The following is a 16,652-nucleotide window of genomic DNA, read 5'->3' as shown; positions in this document are numbered from 1 at the left end:
CGAAGTTTGACAGACAAACATGAGTTATATTTTTATTTCTCTGACGAATTTTCCCTCTATGAATATCAGAGAGCGAATCGTTTGGGGAATGGAATCCACGCTAAAAAGGGTGTACAAGGGTAAAGTCAAATATGTGGTGGACTCAACGGGGGCTAACCGCCACCTTGGAAGAATCTACGCTAGATTGCTTCGGCTTGTCCAAACCCCCGAGATGAACACAATTACTGTCAACGATGTGGATTTGAGTTTTGAAAACCAAGGTATTGTTGGAGCATATGCTGGAGAATATCCCGTTATTCAAGATGTCCTTAATGAAATTCAGCAGGAAGATGTCTTTTGGGATATAGGTGCGGCATTCGGATTATACAGTTGTTCGGTTGCAACGAGTGAAAATGTTGAGTCGGTCATTGCTGTTGAACCAACAAAGCGCGCTGATACACTTAAGACCAATCTATCGCTCAACGGATTTTCCGCTAATGTCATCCAAAAAGCAATTTCCGACAGTCCGGGGTGCGCCACAATTTCTGAAAAATTACAACTGGGCAAGGGCGATGGTGTCGCTGTTGATGTTGTAACTGGTGACCAGCTTGTCCAAGAGGGTTACCCAGTGCCGAGTATTATGAAGATAGATGTCGAAGGTGCAGAATATAATGTATTGAATGGGATGGGAAAAATACTTTCAGATTCGGATTTAAGAGTTGTGTATTGCGAGATCCACAGAAATTTCCTTCCTGATTTTGGTGCGTCTCCTGAAATGGTGGAAGACGTTTTTGAGAGTCATGGTTTCGATTTGGAAATAATAGAAGATAATGGCAGTGGATATAATCTAAAAGCAACCCGTTAACTACGCGATTAAGAGTTGACGATTGCTACTTAGTATATCCAAGTGCTTTAAGTTGTTCTTGAATATCTGTTGAATCTTCCTTCTGGTCTTGATCCAACCTATTACTCGATCTATCACTGTCAATGACGGCCCAAGGAACTTTTCGAAGGTGTTCGTGATGAATCCCTTTTGGATGCCCATAGATTTTAATTGGTGAAAACTTTGGTTTCTCACCTATAAGGTTTCCATGGTCTGAAGTAATGACTGTCTTACCAGGTAACTCATTAGCGAGTTCGATTGCAATCTCTAGGACATATTCTAAATTGTCCTTATATCCTTTCCAGCAGTCCTCTACTGAAACAACACCTTCAAGAACAGCATCCCAAACATTTCCGATTTCACTATTTGAACTGATATCCCACTCTTCAGTACTATCGAATGACGTGAACTGTAGTTCAGGATGATTAATAAATGGATAGTGTGGTTGTAAAAAGTGAACCAATAACCGGCAGTGGGGGTTTTCCTCCTTAGCAGATCGAGCACGATCTGCGATATTTTCGGCTGGAACAGTCCTCTTGTCAGGATCAAAGTCGGTACGCCACGCTTCAATAAACTTAGTTACAGAGGTACCCATGTTTCTCGACACTTCTGGTGAGGAATTGACGTAGACTAAGTTATCTTTTGCTGGAGGAGTGAAATTTTTTGAGGTCCACTCACTCGTGTGGCTACCTTTCGATTCAACGACAGAGTAGCTATCAAATTGAGAGATATCTGCGACTTCCTCAAATAAGTCATAACGGCACGCGTCTAAAAGTAGCAAGTTGTCCCAGTCTTCCTCAACTATATCAATACCATCTGAGTCAGAGTATACAATATTGTGAATTGGTGCTAAGACGCGTTCTGCGAAATGGTAATACAACCAAGGTCGGTTGTTATAGTTGTTTTTTATTGACAAGGCAGTATCTAATAGCTTAGCCATTATTGGGGATAATGCTACTTTAGATACAGGAGTGTTTCGGTTGTGACCTATCGATCCGCTCAATGACTAATTTGAAAATGATAACCTAAAACAATAGACCAACACGGCAACAATTCCAAACGGTTTATTTTATATCAGGTAGGTAATTTGAGTACCATGAAGCGTAGCGTAATTTGGATAACCTTAGAAAGCGTTCGGCAAGATCGGACCTCATTGGGTGAGTATCAGAGGGATACAACCCCGTTCATGAAAGAGCTAGCAAATGAAACACATTCTAAAGCATTCGACAAATGCTTTAGTCACGATATCTGGACACGTGCCTCTACTGCATCAATACTCACCGGATTGCCGAGTAGTAAACATAAAACTTGGACTGATGAAGCTCAGCTACCTTCAGATATAATAACACTTCCAGAACAATTCCAACAAGCGGGCTATGAAACTGTGGGAATCTCATCCAATCCTCAATTTGGAGAGGCAACTGGGCTGAGTGCAGGGTTTAGTAATTTTCACTATGTTGATGCAAATACAATTCTTAAGGAAGCCAAAGTTAGTGACATCATCAAGTTCACCGGTGCCATTCGAAGACATTCTGCGGGACTTACTAAAAATCTCCAATTGCATAACAGTGGATATTTTTTAAATCAGATCGGGAAGCGATATATCAAGAACAATAGTTCTGAAAAGCCGTTGTTTTTGTATATCCATCACGGTGACAGTCACCATGCCTATTCGCCTCCTGCTGCTAAGAGGGATATTTTCGGAAACCCACCGGATGGCTCTATTGATGTTTCACTAGCCATGTCCAACAAGCTTCACGAATTAATTGCGACAGGCCTTCCTCTTGATGAGAATGAATGGGAGTCGATTCAAGATATGTACGACACAGTAATTCACTACGTTGACGAGTTAGTGAAGGATCTTGTTAAGACGGCTCGTGAATACTTAGATGATCCAATGGTTGTGATAACAGGTGACCACGGGGAGCTATTTGGCGAAGATGGATTACTCGCTCACATGATTACAACACACCCTGCTGTATCAAATGTACCACTTGTTATCTCTGGCATCGATGAATTACCGGAACGGAATTCACTAATCCAACATGCAGATGTAATGAAGATGCTTGTTGAAGAGGTGGGAATTGATGCACCTGTTCCGGCAGGCGTGTCCTCACGTGAGGTCGCAATTACAGAACGCTCGGGAGAGCGTGCACAACAAAAACTAGACAAGATTTCCAGATTGGGAGATCAATTTGATGGGTCAAAGTTTCCCAGTTCAGATGTGGCCTCAATAACTGATGGGAAACACAGATTAGTCGTCTCAAAGGAAGCTACCGAGCTCAGAGATTATAATACAAATTCCGCAAAATCAGATGTAAAAGAATTGAAAAGATTGAAAAAAGAGTTAGAGGATTGGCAGTCGAAATTCAACCAAATCTCATACCACGCCGGGAATGCAGAGTTTTCTGCTAAGCAGCGACAGCGATTATCAGACCTCGGGTACTTGTAACCAAGCCATCTATGAAAGGCTTTGAATCATGAGGTAATCTTCTTTTTCCGGTCCGAGTAGATACATCACGATACAAAATACAAACAGTGATAAAATTCCACTGATAGCCATTGAAATGACAAAATGAGTTGACAGAGTATGACCAATAAACATTATTGGGGTGGCAGCAGCGATTGCAACCGCCCCCTTTCCGTAATTGCGGATTTTTGGTCTAATCTTGAATATCCACCACACTTCGGATATTCGAAGTATGTTTAACACAACTAACGAAATGCCAGTTGCGATCGCGGCACCTAGGACTCCTAATTGTTGAATGAGCAAATAATTCAGAACCACATTAGTTACAGCGGTGATAATTGTGTTTAGCAATTCAACCCTTTCGTAATTTGCCATCATTAATAAAAATCCGGCTGGTCCAACAGCGGTTGATAAAACAAAAACACCTGAAAGAATCATCAGTATTAAACGAGCTCCTGTAAACTCAGAGCCAAATATTAACAATATATCTCGAGGATAAACTACGATGAAAATATATCCGAGTAGTGTAAAGTATGTGACCCATTTCGTTAATACCGCGTATATATTTCGTAGTCGATTAAGCTCACCACTATCATATAATCCAGACGCTATGGATGGAAATACTGAATTTGCTGCGATTAACAAAAAGCCAAGAATCATTGATGTTTGGAAGGCAGCCTGATATGTCCCGATCTCGGATGCCGTTCGAAACATACCCAACATTAACACATCAGTCCACGTTACGAGATACTGGGCAATTGCTGCTATCGTAAGAGGAATAGAAAACGTCAGTAACATCTTTGGTTCAAACTCAACTTGATTAATTCCTCTAAACACACCAAGGGTGTAAAGATAGTACAACGCTAGCCCTGCAGCAATAATTATTGAAAGAACATAGCCGATTATTACTGCCTGAGTAGAGTCTAATAGAACGGCGGCGATGGCGACAAGAGTAATTGCAGTAGTACTTTGACCAACGTCTTTTATATATACTGCATATTTTGAATGAATAAATCCCGTTGTTGCTGCTCTACCAACCGTCATTATTGTCATAAATGGGATCCCAAGAAGGAACAATGACGTCGTCGAACCGAATGATTCTGATGTGAGATTGCTTATAATTTCTGGATTTAAGTATAACATGATAGAAACCAAACTGCCCAGCACAAGAGGGAACCCTATACTGATGATTATCAATCCAGAAAGTTTTCCCCACTCCTCTTTTTTTCGGTATATTGGAATATACTTTTTTACCGCTTTGTCTAGCCCAACTCTCGAGATAGTTGCACTAATATTTAAGATGACTATGCCAAACGTGAACAGTCCCAATGGCTCTGCGCCGAGATACCTCCCAACGATCAAGTAAAGTAAATATTGAAACGCACTCCCTATCAAACCGCCTACAAAGCTAATCGATATCAGATTACTGAGATTTTTGTCTAACATTCTAGCAGTTACTAACTATATGCCATGAAGCTGTGTCTACTTCTCAACTTGTCTCCGAGAGGGTTCGTATTAGGTATACATCTATCGGTATGTCAGTGATATAGACCACATTACTAGTTGTAATCCCCATATAAATAGCAGTTTATCGAATACGATGTTGAGTACGACATCAGTTATCACCACCGCCGTCACGAGACTGCAACTTTGATTGGGGCTGGGTTGTCAGATTGATTCGGTTCGTTAGGCTTTAGTCCAGCGTGTGCAACACCGCAGAGTGCGACTGCGAACGGAACTGTGGGGATAAGTTCTGCGCACTCCAAAGTTATCTCGAATTTGTCATTGTATTGAAGTTCGGTGAACAGCGGTCCCTCACCCTCTCGTGGTGACCAGGTAATGATAAGAGAGATGCAAGAGCTCGCTCTTGGTTGTTGAGGTCATCACAGGAGAATGAGACTAGTTAGTTGACAAAACTGAGTCTAATTAGAGAAGGATAGTAAGTCAGACTCGCTAATTGAAAGAGACATTGGTAGTTTGAGTGTTGGATTACTCAAAAACGCTCTAAACATTTTTTAAGAAACCTCAATTGGAGGATTAGATTGAGACGCTGCTCTTGAAAACATATATCTACGCACAGTGATATTGGCTTATCAACATGGCCACGCTCAGGAACGTAATTTCAAATGACCTTTTCTCGCGACCAATCATTGACTCATTAGTCTGCACTACCCTAATCGTCCCTTTGTCACTCTATCCATACAATCCACCTACGCAGACAACTAATGTGTTTAGACTCGTATCACTGTTTGTCTCTGTTGATATCCTTCTTCCTCATGTTTACCAATATCCTCGCCCACTTCTCTCTGATAATTTAGCGTGATTTGATGCCTTGGAAGAAACTTCTACTTATTACTGGAAACCTCTCAATTGCACTAGCAGTACTGTCGTCTCACTCTACCCCAGCAACCAATTACGAGATTTCAATCTATCAATCGACACCGGTTTCATTTTGGATTTTAGTTTTCGCATCGGCGATTTTCGGTACTGTCGTCGCTATCTTTTCTACAGATTGGCGTGTCAGATGGGGCGGAGTTCTCACCACGTCGATCTCATTGATATCTGCAGTCTCTCTTCCGATAATTCGCTCTTACTATTTTTATGGTCAAGGCGATCCACTAACTCATCTCGGGTACGTTCGGACAATTCTTGATGGCGAAATGGCCGAGCTTGGTATTCTGTACCCTGGCACCCATCTCCTTGCGGCAACACTCCATCTAATAACAGGATTAGAAGTTCGCCGGGTTGTTGTCACCATTGTACCAATATTTGTTGTTGTTTTTATTCTTGGAGGCATCCTTTGCGCTCGACAATTGACATTCAGACGAGATGAGGTTCTTACTGTTGGACTTTCGATGTCACTCCTTCTACCGATTAATTGGCTTGGGTCGAATCTCGTTTTTCATCCAGCTACTGAGGCGATATTCTTCTTCCCATTCGTGTTCTACGCTGGACTGGGCTATGTCACCACCAACAGGCGGTCATATCTCGTCATGTTATTAGTTGGACTGATGACAACACTGCTAATCCATCCACAGCAATTCTTCAATGTCGTTGTTTACTTTGGGACTGTGAGCCTCGTGCTTGCAGGGCTCTCCGGTCGAGTTGGTAGGCAGACTATAGTACCATACGCTACGTTGATTGCATCTGGGTTGGTCTTTTGGCTCTGGACAAAGCAATCTGCCACCTTAATTGCGTTTCTTCAACGAATTGTGTTTAATATATCCGTCGGTACAAATGCGTCCTCCCAAATAAGCAATCAATCAAGCTCGCTCTCCCAAATCGGTGGGAGTTTTGAAGTCTTATTCCTAAAACTATTCTTTGTTCTGTGTGTGTTTCTGCTGCTCTCGACAGCAGTTGGGCTCTTTCGTTTGTATGAATTAACTGATAATCAGACGCTTTCTCGACCGAAGGACTTGCAACTCGCTTTACTTCTTGCAGTAATTCCAATTCTTGGAATCATGATTATTTATTACGCGGTGAGCGGTCGAACAATCTTCCTTCGGAACCTCGGATTTATCGCTGTTATTGCGACGGTTTTTGGTGGAATCACACTCTCACGGACAAAGGATTTGATTGGATCATTCACAACGAAAAAATTTGGACACGTGTCTCTACTCGTTGTATTCATATTGTTCTTGAGTCTTTCTGGGATGTTGATTCACCCTGGCCCATATATCTATCAAGGAAATCAGCAAGTATCTGAGCAGCAGTTCACAGGATACGAAGAGTTCTATTCCCACCGAGAGGAGTCAATACGAGTATACAACGTTCGTGCTCCAGAATATCGATATTACCATGCAATCGCTGCAAATGGGAGCGAGTTCGAGTCAGGAAAAGCATTCCCATTACCGGACCACTTCAACAATAAGTCACTCCCAGCATACACTCAAAATAAGTCATACCTTGTTGTCTTATCGACAGACAGAGCCTATACGCGCTTGTACGGAGGGTTTAGATATTCAAAGTCCGATTACCGATACTTAGAACAAGACAGTCAGATTAATCGGATACACTCAAACGGCGGATTTGAGTTGTATATAATCAAAAACTCAACGTCGCGAACTTGATTCGAAACCAGACATGCCGAATTAGCGTGGTCTTTTTTGCGTCTCGGATCGTGACGTATAGCGTCTCTGTCGCCCCTGTCACAGATTTTGCCCACAATTCAATCATGACGTGATGGATGTTTTAACCGAGTGCGGGTTTCACGAACTTCATACCACTTTGAGCGTTAGTACCATTCCCCGTCGTCGCATCGATTGGTAGTAATTTTCCCAGAGAGGGAATTCGCAAAGTCTGCTGTAACGACTTCAGGAACATTTCCGACTTCTGACCATCCCTTTTGTCCAAACGTCGTGATATTCTCAGTACCGACGTTCGGGGCGATACCCCCTCACCAAGGTCGTCTGGCCAAATCTTCGTCCACGTTGGTTTCCAAACGTCCAACACACCATTATCTCGGTGAGTGACGACGTCGTCCATCGCTCTGCGGAAGCCAGTGAGTGTTACGTCCACAGTTCCCCGTTTTCCGGGGTGCCCGTAGAGTTCTGCGACCCTTTCGTATCCACCAGATCCTAAATAACGACTTTCAGTCCTGCCTCATCCTCTAGTCAATGTTGAGTCGAGGCACCGCGTGGTGCGCGCCGGTGTACAAATAATTGTCATTCTACCAAATTTGGCTGTTTCACCCTCTAAAACGAGGTATGTCGGACGAATCAGATACACTTTTTCAGTGTCCATCTACCCATCGAGATGGTATTATATCACCTGCCACGAATGGGGGGGGGTACTAGCCTGTTGTACTGCTGTTCGAGAATTTCTTTGCTACCGATGATGTACTCGTAGAGCGTCAAGTAATTCTGCACGTACCACTCCGATCCGGCAAGATTCGCACCGAGGTTGCCGATTCCACTGCAGAGTTCAAGTAACTCGTCAATTTGGGCTTGCGTCAGCCGTTGAATGCCGCCTATCGAATCACGGCTTATCATTGAGCCGAATGGAATGCCTCGTTGCTGATTGATGCACACGTCAAACGCGTCGAGACAGTCTTCAATACAGATGACACCTTTCGGGCGTGTGGACTTTCTCGGTATTGGTAAGTTGGTGATAACCCGTTTTTTCCCCACGTCTGCATGTGAGCGGTTAGCGCGTCGTAAGCAGTATGAAATGTCCGCTCACCATCAATCCACCGAGATTCATGATGTCTTGACCTGGGCATTGACGACATTCCCGAGCTGTGCGGGCGAGCTATCGGTGCCTTGCAGAGTGTCCGACGTCGGCCTACCGATGACGCGTCGCTGGCGCGCATTTGAGTTCGGTGACCGCCCCAAATATGGTGATGTTGAGGACGAGATTAGTTGACAAGATTCAGAACTAAATAATATCGTTTAATCTGTTATTTCAGCCCACATTGAATTAAAAACAGCCTCCACATTCATGGATGCATCAATTTGTTCGATATTGAATCGGGAAGACTCGAGCTCGTAGTGGTTGACCCTTTCTTCGAAATCACGTTCATATTTGAACCTTTCATTCCGGTGAACACAATCGGCATAGTCCATATTCAAAATAATATTTTCATTTTCCATCGGGATTAATAACAAGTACATTAACTCGAGCCATGTGTTCTGATATTCGATCTCTGTTTTAAAGTGAATATCGATTAACGTGTCAAGCGGTCCACGATCACATATCACGGTCCTGCCCAATACAACTGGTATCCAAACTCGAAATACATACGCGATTAGCAAATCGACATACATTGTAAAAATATACGCCATTCCCAACAAATTATTATCAAAATCGTGATATTGATATTGATATTCCTTATGGGAATCAAACACTGTATGTCCAGTTAGTCTTGATATCAATAGTACAACCAATGATAAATAATGTCTATGTCTAAGCCAAACAGTATTATATTTCAGATTTAACTCATCAAATTTTTTTGTCAATTTATCAATTTGGGTTGACTTTCCAACTCCGTCAGGACCTGAGACTACAATAACAGGAGGAAGTGAGTCAGTTTTATTCATATTCATTGACGAGTCCATTAACGAACTCACCCAACTCATTTGGACGGGAAGAGATTGGTTGAGAGGAACTATTTATTTCACGAATCTTGTTGCAAACTGTCTCTGCATCGTTTGCGATCGACACTAACGGGTTTTTCTCAAACTTTTCTACTGTCTTGATTTGATGGTTATCGATAACTTCACCAAGACTCTCTTTCCTCGGGATGACAACCAGTGGGGTGTTAAATTCTAGACAGGTTATTAGGGTACCAACCCCACCATGACCGATCACAATATCAGATTCCTTGATGTTCACCCGAAATGAGGAAAAACCAAGATAGTCTACTTGGCTAATATCTGAGTCCAAATCACCTCCTGCAGTTTGAACCACGAGCTCATCATCCACTTTGTCATGTACCTCGCTAATGAGAGTCATCATTCTTGGGAAAGTGCTACTACCAACAGTGGCAAATATCATACAACCCTCCCGTGGTATTCGACGCGTGGATATTTTTCTGCGAGTGCCTCCCACTGCACAAGAACCGTATCTGCGAATTTGTATGCAATTTTTCCTGTTCCAGACAGCTCATCTGTTCTTGAAAGGCTCTCAACAAAGATAAATGGGATTCGCCTCAACTTTGCTATTAATAAAAACGGAATTGCAATTTCAGATCCAGTTGAGATTACACAATCAAAATCGTCATTCAAGTATCTACTCGCATCTATTGTGACATTGTACAAGTGTTTTGCAAGCCTCAAACGATTATCATATAACCGAACATGAGACTGACTAACCAACCTCACATCATACTCTATCTCATTTGTTAAATCTTCAGTGAATTTAGATTCATAAGTGACGATTTCAACTTGATGATCATTCAAATGTTTTGCAATGGCTAGAGCTTCATTTAAATGGCCACCATTTGAACATACAATCTGAACCTTCGCCATGTTTATTCTTCAGAGTATAACATCATGTGGTCATCATCATCCTTTTCGAAATTGGAAAAATCATCATATAGATAACAATCAAGTGCATAGTTTTTGAACAAAGCCTTAGTTCGTTCTCGTAAAAGAAACATTGAAGACTTAACGGCGTTCGTTAAGCCGCTATTTCGAACAATTCTTACATCGATATCAGAGTGTGGTGTCATCTCATTTCGCACATAGCTCCCAACGATACCGACTGCTGCAATTGATTCTTCCTTTTTTGCACGTTGTACAAACCCATCTAAGTAATCAATCTTCTTCTCAACAGGGTTTTGAGGACCCTCACCAACACATTTCCTTAACACGTGGACGTCCCCGTTAAATAACCAATTGATAGAGTGTGATACGAATGAGGACATCAAGATTGTTTCTACGCGGTTTAATTTCGTGTTCTTTGAGAGAACAATATAAAGAGGAGTAAAGAGTGCGATCTCGAAAGCAATTTTGAAAATTCGCTCCGTCTTCTCTACATAGAGTATCGCTTGGAAAACCCAATTTCGAAGTACAACAACCCAAGGGTAAGAATCTGTTTTCTCAATTAGCCAATCAATCATGTATTTATTCATTCTAGGCAAAATGAATAAAATTCTTTCGAAACCTCAACCCACGTCGGATGACATTCGAACGCATAATTTTTCGCATTTGATTGAATTGATTCTCTCAACTGATTATCTGAGTGAAGATCCACAAGTCTCGATGCCAACTGCTCGGGTGAGTTGGGTTCAATAGCGTAACCACGTCTATTTTCGCCTTGAACTAGCTCAGGGATACCACCAACGGTAGTGCTAATCGGTATCCTGCCCAGCGCCAATACTTCTAGGATCGACAATGGCATATCTGCCTGTAGTGTTTTAAACGGCAAGCAGACCGCATCAGAGATTGATATGAAAGAGCGCACTTCTTCGCGAGATAAAAATCCTGGGACGATACTCACAATGTCTTGGACCTGGTTTTTGCTACAATATTCTTTAATCCATTCTTCATGATCAGCATAGTGTACCTCTCCCGTTTCTGGGTCGGTATGTCTCCTCGAAAGGACAATACAATTTAGATTATTAATCTCTTTTGAGGCGTATTTTACTGCGTCAATAGTTGTATCTAAGCCACGAATCGATAGAGGAGATCCCATATACAAGACAGTGAAATCTTCTTGTGACGATTTCCCTTTCTTTCTAGCTTTTCTGAGTACCTCAGCACTTGGTTGGTGAAAATCGTCAGAAGATAACCCAGGTGGGATAGATTTTGAGAGGTTTTCACTAAACCTTTGTCTAATTAATGTTTTCCGAGTGTCTTCACTGAAAGTTATAATTTTGTCAAAATACTCGCCTCGAAAACTACGGGACTCCAGCCAATCCGGGACAATACTCATCAATAGAGGTATTGCTGTCTCATCGATGTTCCGAATTAGTTCAGAGACCGTCGTATTCCTAATCAAATCAAAATCGTACCAAATTCCTGGGCAGACACCCACGACTTTTGATTCAAGCTCACTTATGATGTTTCGGTACAAGAAAGTGAACTGGTCAACTGGCCATACAACAATATCTGGGTCAAGTTCCGAAAAGTAATCCCTCAACCTGCTCTTATCCCTTCCCAAAGGGTTGATTTCAGGAACAGCATAGATTGAAATACCGTCCATATTCTTCCATTCTTCCGTAGTTAAATTAGGTTCTGAAGAGATAGCATACACTTCAATGTCATCAAATACAGTCTGGTTTGATATAACTTCAAAATAATATCTCCAAGGCTGCAACCGTTTCATTTGCTCATTTAGTCCAAACGTGAAAAAACAAATTTCAGTACTCATTGTGTCAATGTATTATAATACTTGATCGCGTCATTTGAGATGCTATCCCACGTGTACTTGGGAACAACCGATTGGCGGGCATTGGAAGACAGCAAGCTCTTTAATTCTGGATTTTCAGACAATTTGGTAATCGACGCGTGAATTTGCTCTATTGAGTTATCCGGCATTAGTAACCCGTTCACTCGGTGATTGATTAAATCTTGTATTCCTGGAACTTCAGTTCCGATTACTGGAGTACCACTCGCTAATGCTTCAAGAACCACAGTTGGAAGGCCTTCATACAGAGACGGTAATATTAGAGCTTCAGCATTAGCATACATTTCTTTGAGATCACCATCAGACACATATCCCTTGATGATAACTTTGTCAGATATGTCCTTTTTACTAACGAACTGCTTCATTTTGCCTTCAAGAGGGCCACTCCCGACAACACGAACGGGCAGGTCAATGTTATATTCGGAGTATGCTCGAATTAACTGTAATATCCCTTTTGATTGAGCAATTCTCCCGACAAAAAGGAGATATTTATCTTCTCCTTGCTCAGTGCATTCATCGTATTCATCCGCATCCACACCATTATACAACAATCTAGTATTCTCCGAGTATTGTAGTTCAAGCGCCTCCGCGATGCTCTCGGAAACCGCAGTGACCATATCTGCAGAATTCACGAGATCCCTTTCAATACGTTGGCTCACGGTAACTGACTGCAGGTATCCAAGAAGACCGGAAACAGTTGTCTTGTCGGTAATTGAAGCCACAGGCATTATTGGGGTGTGAATCGTCGCAAGAATAGGTACATCTGCATCAACCACCGGCGAAAGTGGTGAATGAATATGTAGAACATCGAGATCCAACTTGTCTACAACATTTTGTACAAAGAATTCATGGACATGAACATGGAACGGGTAAACCGGATAGAATTTCGCTTGGTGGATTTCAATTCCGTTTTTAATACTCGATTTGCCGTTTCCTCGGGTTATCAACACCGGTGTATGTCCACGTTTCCTTAAATTATTTGCCAGTTTCCATACATAGGTCCCGATTCCTTCCTCTGGAGGGAAACCTGTTGAGTAGACCAATCCAATTCGCACGATTTTTTAAATATCCTAACCAAATGTCAATGTTTCGAATTAGTTGTTTGAGCGGCTTGAGTAGTAGTAGACATACCCAACACAGCTTACAAATTCGAATTTTTGTTTTCCTCTTGCTCTGTGTCTTTTATCGATGATACATCGTGTTATCCAACTCCGGAGACACGATGACCACAAGCAAGAATTACACTGCATTGTTTCAAATGGTAGTAGATCAATCCCGTATGATTTTCACTAATGAAATCAACAAATAGATAATGAAAGCAGTCATTCTCGCTGCAGGAGAGGGTGTTCGACTCCGTCCGCTCACAGAAATGCGCCCAAAAGGAACGCTCCCGATCGGGGACAAGCCACTCTTGGAACACGTGGTGAAGGTAATTAAAAAATCTGGAATCGACGAAATCGTTCTCGTCGTAGGGCACAAACGCGAACGTATCCAGAATCACTTCCAAAATGGCGGTGACTGGGGTGTTGAAATAGAGTACGTCGTACAGGAGAATCCCCGTGGAACTGGGGACGCGCTACTAAAAGCAGAGCACACTATCGGAAGCGACTGTCTCGTAGTCAATGGCGATCGAATAGTCGAACCGGAGTTACTTGAAGAGCTCATCCAACGCCACCAATCCACAGGTGATGCATGCATGGCAATTACCGAGGTCAAAGATCCAACCATCTACGGTTCGGTCACTGTTAAGAATGGAGAGATCACCGATATCCAAGAGAAGCCCGAGCCGCACGAAGTCACATCGAACTTGGTCAATGCAGGTGCCTATGCATTCGGGCCTGGCATCTTCTCAGCCATCCGTCAAACCGAACATTTTGGTGAACTCAGATTAACCGATACACTCAGAGAACATATTCGCGAGCACCCGCTGCATGCAGTTCGATACGATGGAATGTGGCTCGAACTCTCTCGCCCGTGGGATTTACTTACAGTCAACGATGGCGTCTTATCTGGGACGGATTCAATAGTCGCTGATTCAGCAGTGATTGGCAATGATGTGACACTTGGCAAACCTACAGTCGTCGGTGACCACTCTCGAATACAACCCGGGGCACGTATTTTCCACGATGTAGTTATCGGTGACAACGTTACTATCTGTGCGAATGCTGTCGTCACCAATTCCATAATCCTCGAAGACACGGTTATCAAGCCCGGTACTGTTATTTCCGATTGTATCGTCGGTGCCGGGTCCGAAATCGGCCCCCTAAATTCAATTGAGGGAGGCAGAACCGACGTTCGTGTTGACAGTGAACTATACACAGACGTGAAATTTGGCGGACTCATCGGAGACAACACTACCCTGGGTGGGAACGTGACTATTGAACCCGGAACTATCGTTGGAAATGACGTTCACGTCGAGAGTGGGTCGAAACTATCTGGGCGAATCCCTGACAATGCGAATATATTCCGAGGCTGAGTACGGTCTAACACCCATAACTTCGTTATATCTCTCTCATTATATCTCCTAAATGGATATTCATCTTCGAATTAGTCGGTGCAATAACACTAAATAGCTTCATTCAAAATTGCTTATATCAACCGCTCGGTTGGCAGTAGCCAGCAAGGAAACGAGCAACTGGAGTCTACAAAACTATGTGCGGAATAACGGGATACATTGGTGGGGAGGAGAGTGCGTCAATACTCTCAGCGGGGTTGAAGAACCTGGAATACCGCGGGTACGATTCGGCAGGAATTGCACTCGTTGGTGACCAGGTCGACGTGCACAAGCAAGAAGGGACAATTGATGGGTTGACCATTCCGAGTGACACGGACGCTACACACGGAATTGGCCATACGCGTTGGTCCACTCACGGTGAGCCAACTGATGAGAACGCTCATCCACACACTGACTGTCGTGGGGACGTTGCAGTCGTCCACAACGGAATCATCTCGAACTACACCGAGCTAAAGGAGGAACTCGGTGGGCACATATTCGAGAGTGAGACAGACACCGAAGTCATTCCGCACCTCATCGAAGAGGAAATCGCCCGTGGTGCAGACCTCCGGGCAGCAGTCACTCGTGTCCTCGACAAACTCAAAGGAAGCTTCGCAATCGCAGCAACCCACGTCGACCACGAAGGCATCGTCGCAGCACGGCAGGACAGTCCACTGGTTATCGGCCACGGCGAAGATGGGATGTACCTCGGCAGCGACGTGACGGCGTTCGTCGAGTACACCCGGCAGGTGTCCTACCTCGAAGATGGCGACGTCGCCCACCTGAGTGCGGACGGCATCACAATCTTCAACGATGGCGAGCGAGTCGAGCGTGAAATCCAGACCGTCGACTGGGATGCATCCGCTGCTGGAAAGGCTGGTCATGACCACTACATGCACAAGGAGATTCACGAACAACCGCACGCTCTTCGCCAGGCAATCTCCGGACGTATCGACGAACTCTCAGGGAACGCATCGCTCGACATCGACCTCAACGACGAATTCCTCCGAAACATCGACGAGATACAAATCGTCGCCTGCGGAACCTCCTATCACGCCGGACTGTACGCACAGGAACTCATCGAACCACTCGTCGACGTCAGCGTCCGCGTCGACCTCGCAAGCGAATACGAGGTCTACGATGGCTATGATAACCGACGGACACTCGTCGTCGCAGTCACCCAAAGTGGGGAGACCGCAGACACCCTCTCAGCTATTCGCCGTGCAAAGGCACCAGGAATGACGACACTCGCCGTGACCAACACGGTCGGAAGCACCATAACCCGCGAAGTCGACGATGCGCTGTTCATCAAAGCTGGCCCTGAAATCGGTGTTGCAGCGACGAAGACGTTCGTCTCGCAAGTCACAGCACTCGCGCTCTTCGCAACCTATCTCGGTCGCCTGCGTGGAACCCTCTCTGCAGGAGACGGAGTGGATATCCTCGAGAACATCCGAAACCTCCCAAGCGCTGTTCAGTCGGTTCTCGATACCGAATCTCAACTCAAGCGACTCGCACAGCAGTACGTCGACAGTGACTCGTTCTTCTTCATTGGTCGTGGACTGGCCTATCCCGTTGCACTCGAGAGCGCACTGAAACTCAAGGAAATCTCGTACGCCCACGCAGAGGGCTTCGCTGCGGGTGAACTCAAACACGGCCCACTGGCACTCGTCACGAAGAACACGCCCGTGCTCGCGTTCCTTAACGAGAGTGCCTCGCCCAAAGAGACGTTCAACAACGTCAAAGAAGTCGAATCGCGTGGTGCACCAGTCATCGGACTTACCACAGAAGGGGACTCAGGTTCCTTCTGCGAGCATACGATCGAGATACCGAGCCTCGGCCGTCTCGAACCCCTCGTTGCGAACGTTGCGATGCAATTGTTTGCCTATCACGTTGCGAACGAGATGGGCCGCCCCATCGACAAACCCCGGAACCTCGCGAAGTCCGTGACCGTCGAATAACTGAACCTCTACCGACTG

At 44.2% G+C, this 16,652-nt stretch carries 13 protein-coding genes; 5 read left to right on the top strand and 8 right to left on the bottom strand.

Features of this window, described 5'->3' with window-relative positions:
* Window positions 1-58 precede the first annotated feature (58 nt).
* The gene (locus tag ACK3SC_RS11870) at window positions 59-844 is read left to right on the top strand and encodes an FkbM family methyltransferase (RefSeq protein ID WP_416840401.1); all 786 of its coding nucleotides are present in this window, start codon (window positions 59-61) and stop codon (window positions 842-844) included.
* A 25-nt stretch (window positions 845-869) separates the two neighbouring features.
* Here the strand turns inward: ACK3SC_RS11870 and ACK3SC_RS11865 are convergent, their stop codons facing one another.
* Window positions 870-1,802: a hypothetical protein gene (locus tag ACK3SC_RS11865; protein WP_416840400.1), complete on the bottom strand. Its 933-nt coding sequence runs from the start codon at window positions 1,800-1,802 to the stop codon at window positions 870-872.
* Between the two features lie 156 nt (window positions 1,803-1,958).
* On the opposite strand from ACK3SC_RS11865, the gene ACK3SC_RS11860 reads away from it, so the two are divergent.
* Window positions 1,959-3,314: a sulfatase gene (locus tag ACK3SC_RS11860; protein WP_416840399.1), complete on the top strand. Its 1,356-nt coding sequence runs from the start codon at window positions 1,959-1,961 to the stop codon at window positions 3,312-3,314.
* A 9-nt stretch (window positions 3,315-3,323) separates the two neighbouring features.
* Here ACK3SC_RS11860 and ACK3SC_RS11855 read toward each other — a convergent pair whose 3' ends face one another.
* The gene (locus ACK3SC_RS11855) at window positions 3,324-4,778 is read right to left on the bottom strand and encodes an oligosaccharide flippase family protein (protein ID WP_416840398.1); all 1,455 of its coding nucleotides are present in this window, start codon (window positions 4,776-4,778) and stop codon (window positions 3,324-3,326) included.
* An 881-nt stretch (window positions 4,779-5,659) separates the two neighbouring features.
* On the opposite strand from ACK3SC_RS11855, the gene ACK3SC_RS11850 reads away from it, so the two are divergent.
* Entirely contained in the window at window positions 5,660-7,402 is a 1,743-nt protein-coding gene (locus tag ACK3SC_RS11850; RefSeq protein ID WP_416840397.1) for a hypothetical protein, read from the top strand.
* Window positions 7,403-8,722: 1,320 nt separating this feature from the next.
* Here ACK3SC_RS11850 and ACK3SC_RS11845 read toward each other — a convergent pair.
* The 6 genes from ACK3SC_RS11845 to ACK3SC_RS11820 are packed head-to-tail and all read right to left on the bottom strand — an operon-like array spanning window position 8,723 to window position 13,237.
* Complete coding sequence (locus ACK3SC_RS11845; protein ID WP_416840396.1) at window positions 8,723-9,370, bottom strand: hypothetical protein; 648 nt, start codon at window positions 9,368-9,370, stop codon at window positions 8,723-8,725.
* Window positions 9,363-9,827, bottom strand: a complete 465-nt coding sequence (locus ACK3SC_RS11840) for a glycosyltransferase (protein ID WP_416840395.1) — start codon at window positions 9,825-9,827, stop codon at window positions 9,363-9,365. The genes ACK3SC_RS11845 and ACK3SC_RS11840 overlap by 8 nt, the downstream gene beginning before the upstream one ends.
* Complete coding sequence (pssD, locus tag ACK3SC_RS11835) at window positions 9,824-10,300, bottom strand: PssD/Cps14F family polysaccharide biosynthesis glycosyltransferase (RefSeq protein WP_416840394.1); 477 nt, start codon at window positions 10,298-10,300, stop codon at window positions 9,824-9,826. Before pssD ends, ACK3SC_RS11840 begins: the two co-directional genes overlap by 4 nt.
* Before the next feature lie 2 nt (window positions 10,301-10,302).
* Complete coding sequence (locus tag ACK3SC_RS11830) at window positions 10,303-10,893, bottom strand: nucleotidyltransferase domain-containing protein (RefSeq protein ID WP_416840393.1); 591 nt, start codon at window positions 10,891-10,893, stop codon at window positions 10,303-10,305.
* An 8-nt stretch (window positions 10,894-10,901) separates the two neighbouring features.
* Window positions 10,902-12,146: a glycosyltransferase family 4 protein gene (locus ACK3SC_RS11825; protein WP_416840392.1), complete on the bottom strand. Its 1,245-nt coding sequence runs from the start codon at window positions 12,144-12,146 to the stop codon at window positions 10,902-10,904.
* Window positions 12,143-13,237, bottom strand: coding sequence for a glycosyltransferase family 4 protein (locus tag ACK3SC_RS11820; RefSeq protein WP_416840391.1), 1,095 nt, complete (start codon window positions 13,235-13,237; stop codon window positions 12,143-12,145). Before ACK3SC_RS11820 ends, ACK3SC_RS11825 begins: the two co-directional genes overlap by 4 nt.
* A gap of 257 nt (window positions 13,238-13,494) precedes the next feature.
* Here ACK3SC_RS11820 and ACK3SC_RS11815 point away from each other — a divergent pair, with 257 nt between their 5' ends.
* Window positions 13,495-14,658, top strand: a complete 1,164-nt coding sequence (locus tag ACK3SC_RS11815; RefSeq protein ID WP_416840390.1) for a sugar phosphate nucleotidyltransferase — start codon at window positions 13,495-13,497, stop codon at window positions 14,656-14,658.
* Window positions 14,659-14,834: 176 nt separating this feature from the next.
* The gene (gene glmS / locus ACK3SC_RS11810) at window positions 14,835-16,634 is read left to right on the top strand and encodes a glutamine--fructose-6-phosphate transaminase (isomerizing) (RefSeq protein WP_416840389.1); all 1,800 of its coding nucleotides are present in this window, start codon (window positions 14,835-14,837) and stop codon (window positions 16,632-16,634) included.
* The last annotated feature ends 18 nt before the right edge of the window (window positions 16,635-16,652 follow it).

This window comes from Haloferax sp. DFSO52 (assembly GCF_048158745.1).
GTDB lineage: Archaea > Halobacteriota > Halobacteria > Halobacteriales > Haloferacaceae > Haloferax.
Note: the sequence above shows the minus strand (reverse complement) of the source record. Positions and strands in the feature narration are given on the sequence as shown.

Excerpts from the sequence above, each read along its gene's own strand:
- ACK3SC_RS11870 (WP_416840401.1), top strand. The coding sequence starts at position 59 with ATGAATATCAGAGAGCGAATCGTTTGGGGAATGGAATCCACGCTAAAA.
- ACK3SC_RS11865 (WP_416840400.1), bottom strand. The coding sequence starts at position 1,802 with ATGGCTAAGCTATTAGATACTGCCTTGTCAATAAAAAACAACTATAAC.
- ACK3SC_RS11860 (WP_416840399.1), top strand. The coding sequence starts at position 1,959 with ATGAAGCGTAGCGTAATTTGGATAACCTTAGAAAGCGTTCGGCAAGAT.
- ACK3SC_RS11855 (WP_416840398.1), bottom strand. The coding sequence starts at position 4,778 with ATGTTAGACAAAAATCTCAGTAATCTGATATCGATTAGCTTTGTAGGC.
- ACK3SC_RS11850 (WP_416840397.1), top strand. The coding sequence starts at position 5,660 with ATGCCTTGGAAGAAACTTCTACTTATTACTGGAAACCTCTCAATTGCA.
- ACK3SC_RS11845 (WP_416840396.1), bottom strand. The coding sequence starts at position 9,370 with ATGAATAAAACTGACTCACTTCCTCCTGTTATTGTAGTCTCAGGTCCT.
- ACK3SC_RS11840 (WP_416840395.1), bottom strand. The coding sequence starts at position 9,827 with ATGATATTTGCCACTGTTGGTAGTAGCACTTTCCCAAGAATGATGACT.
- pssD (WP_416840394.1), bottom strand. The coding sequence starts at position 10,300 with ATGGCGAAGGTTCAGATTGTATGTTCAAATGGTGGCCATTTAAATGAA.
- ACK3SC_RS11830 (WP_416840393.1), bottom strand. The coding sequence starts at position 10,893 with ATGATTGATTGGCTAATTGAGAAAACAGATTCTTACCCTTGGGTTGTT.
- ACK3SC_RS11825 (WP_416840392.1), bottom strand. The coding sequence starts at position 12,146 with ATGAGTACTGAAATTTGTTTTTTCACGTTTGGACTAAATGAGCAAATG.
- ACK3SC_RS11815 (WP_416840390.1), top strand. The coding sequence starts at position 13,495 with ATGAAAGCAGTCATTCTCGCTGCAGGAGAGGGTGTTCGACTCCGTCCG.
- glmS (WP_416840389.1), top strand. The coding sequence starts at position 14,835 with ATGTGCGGAATAACGGGATACATTGGTGGGGAGGAGAGTGCGTCAATA.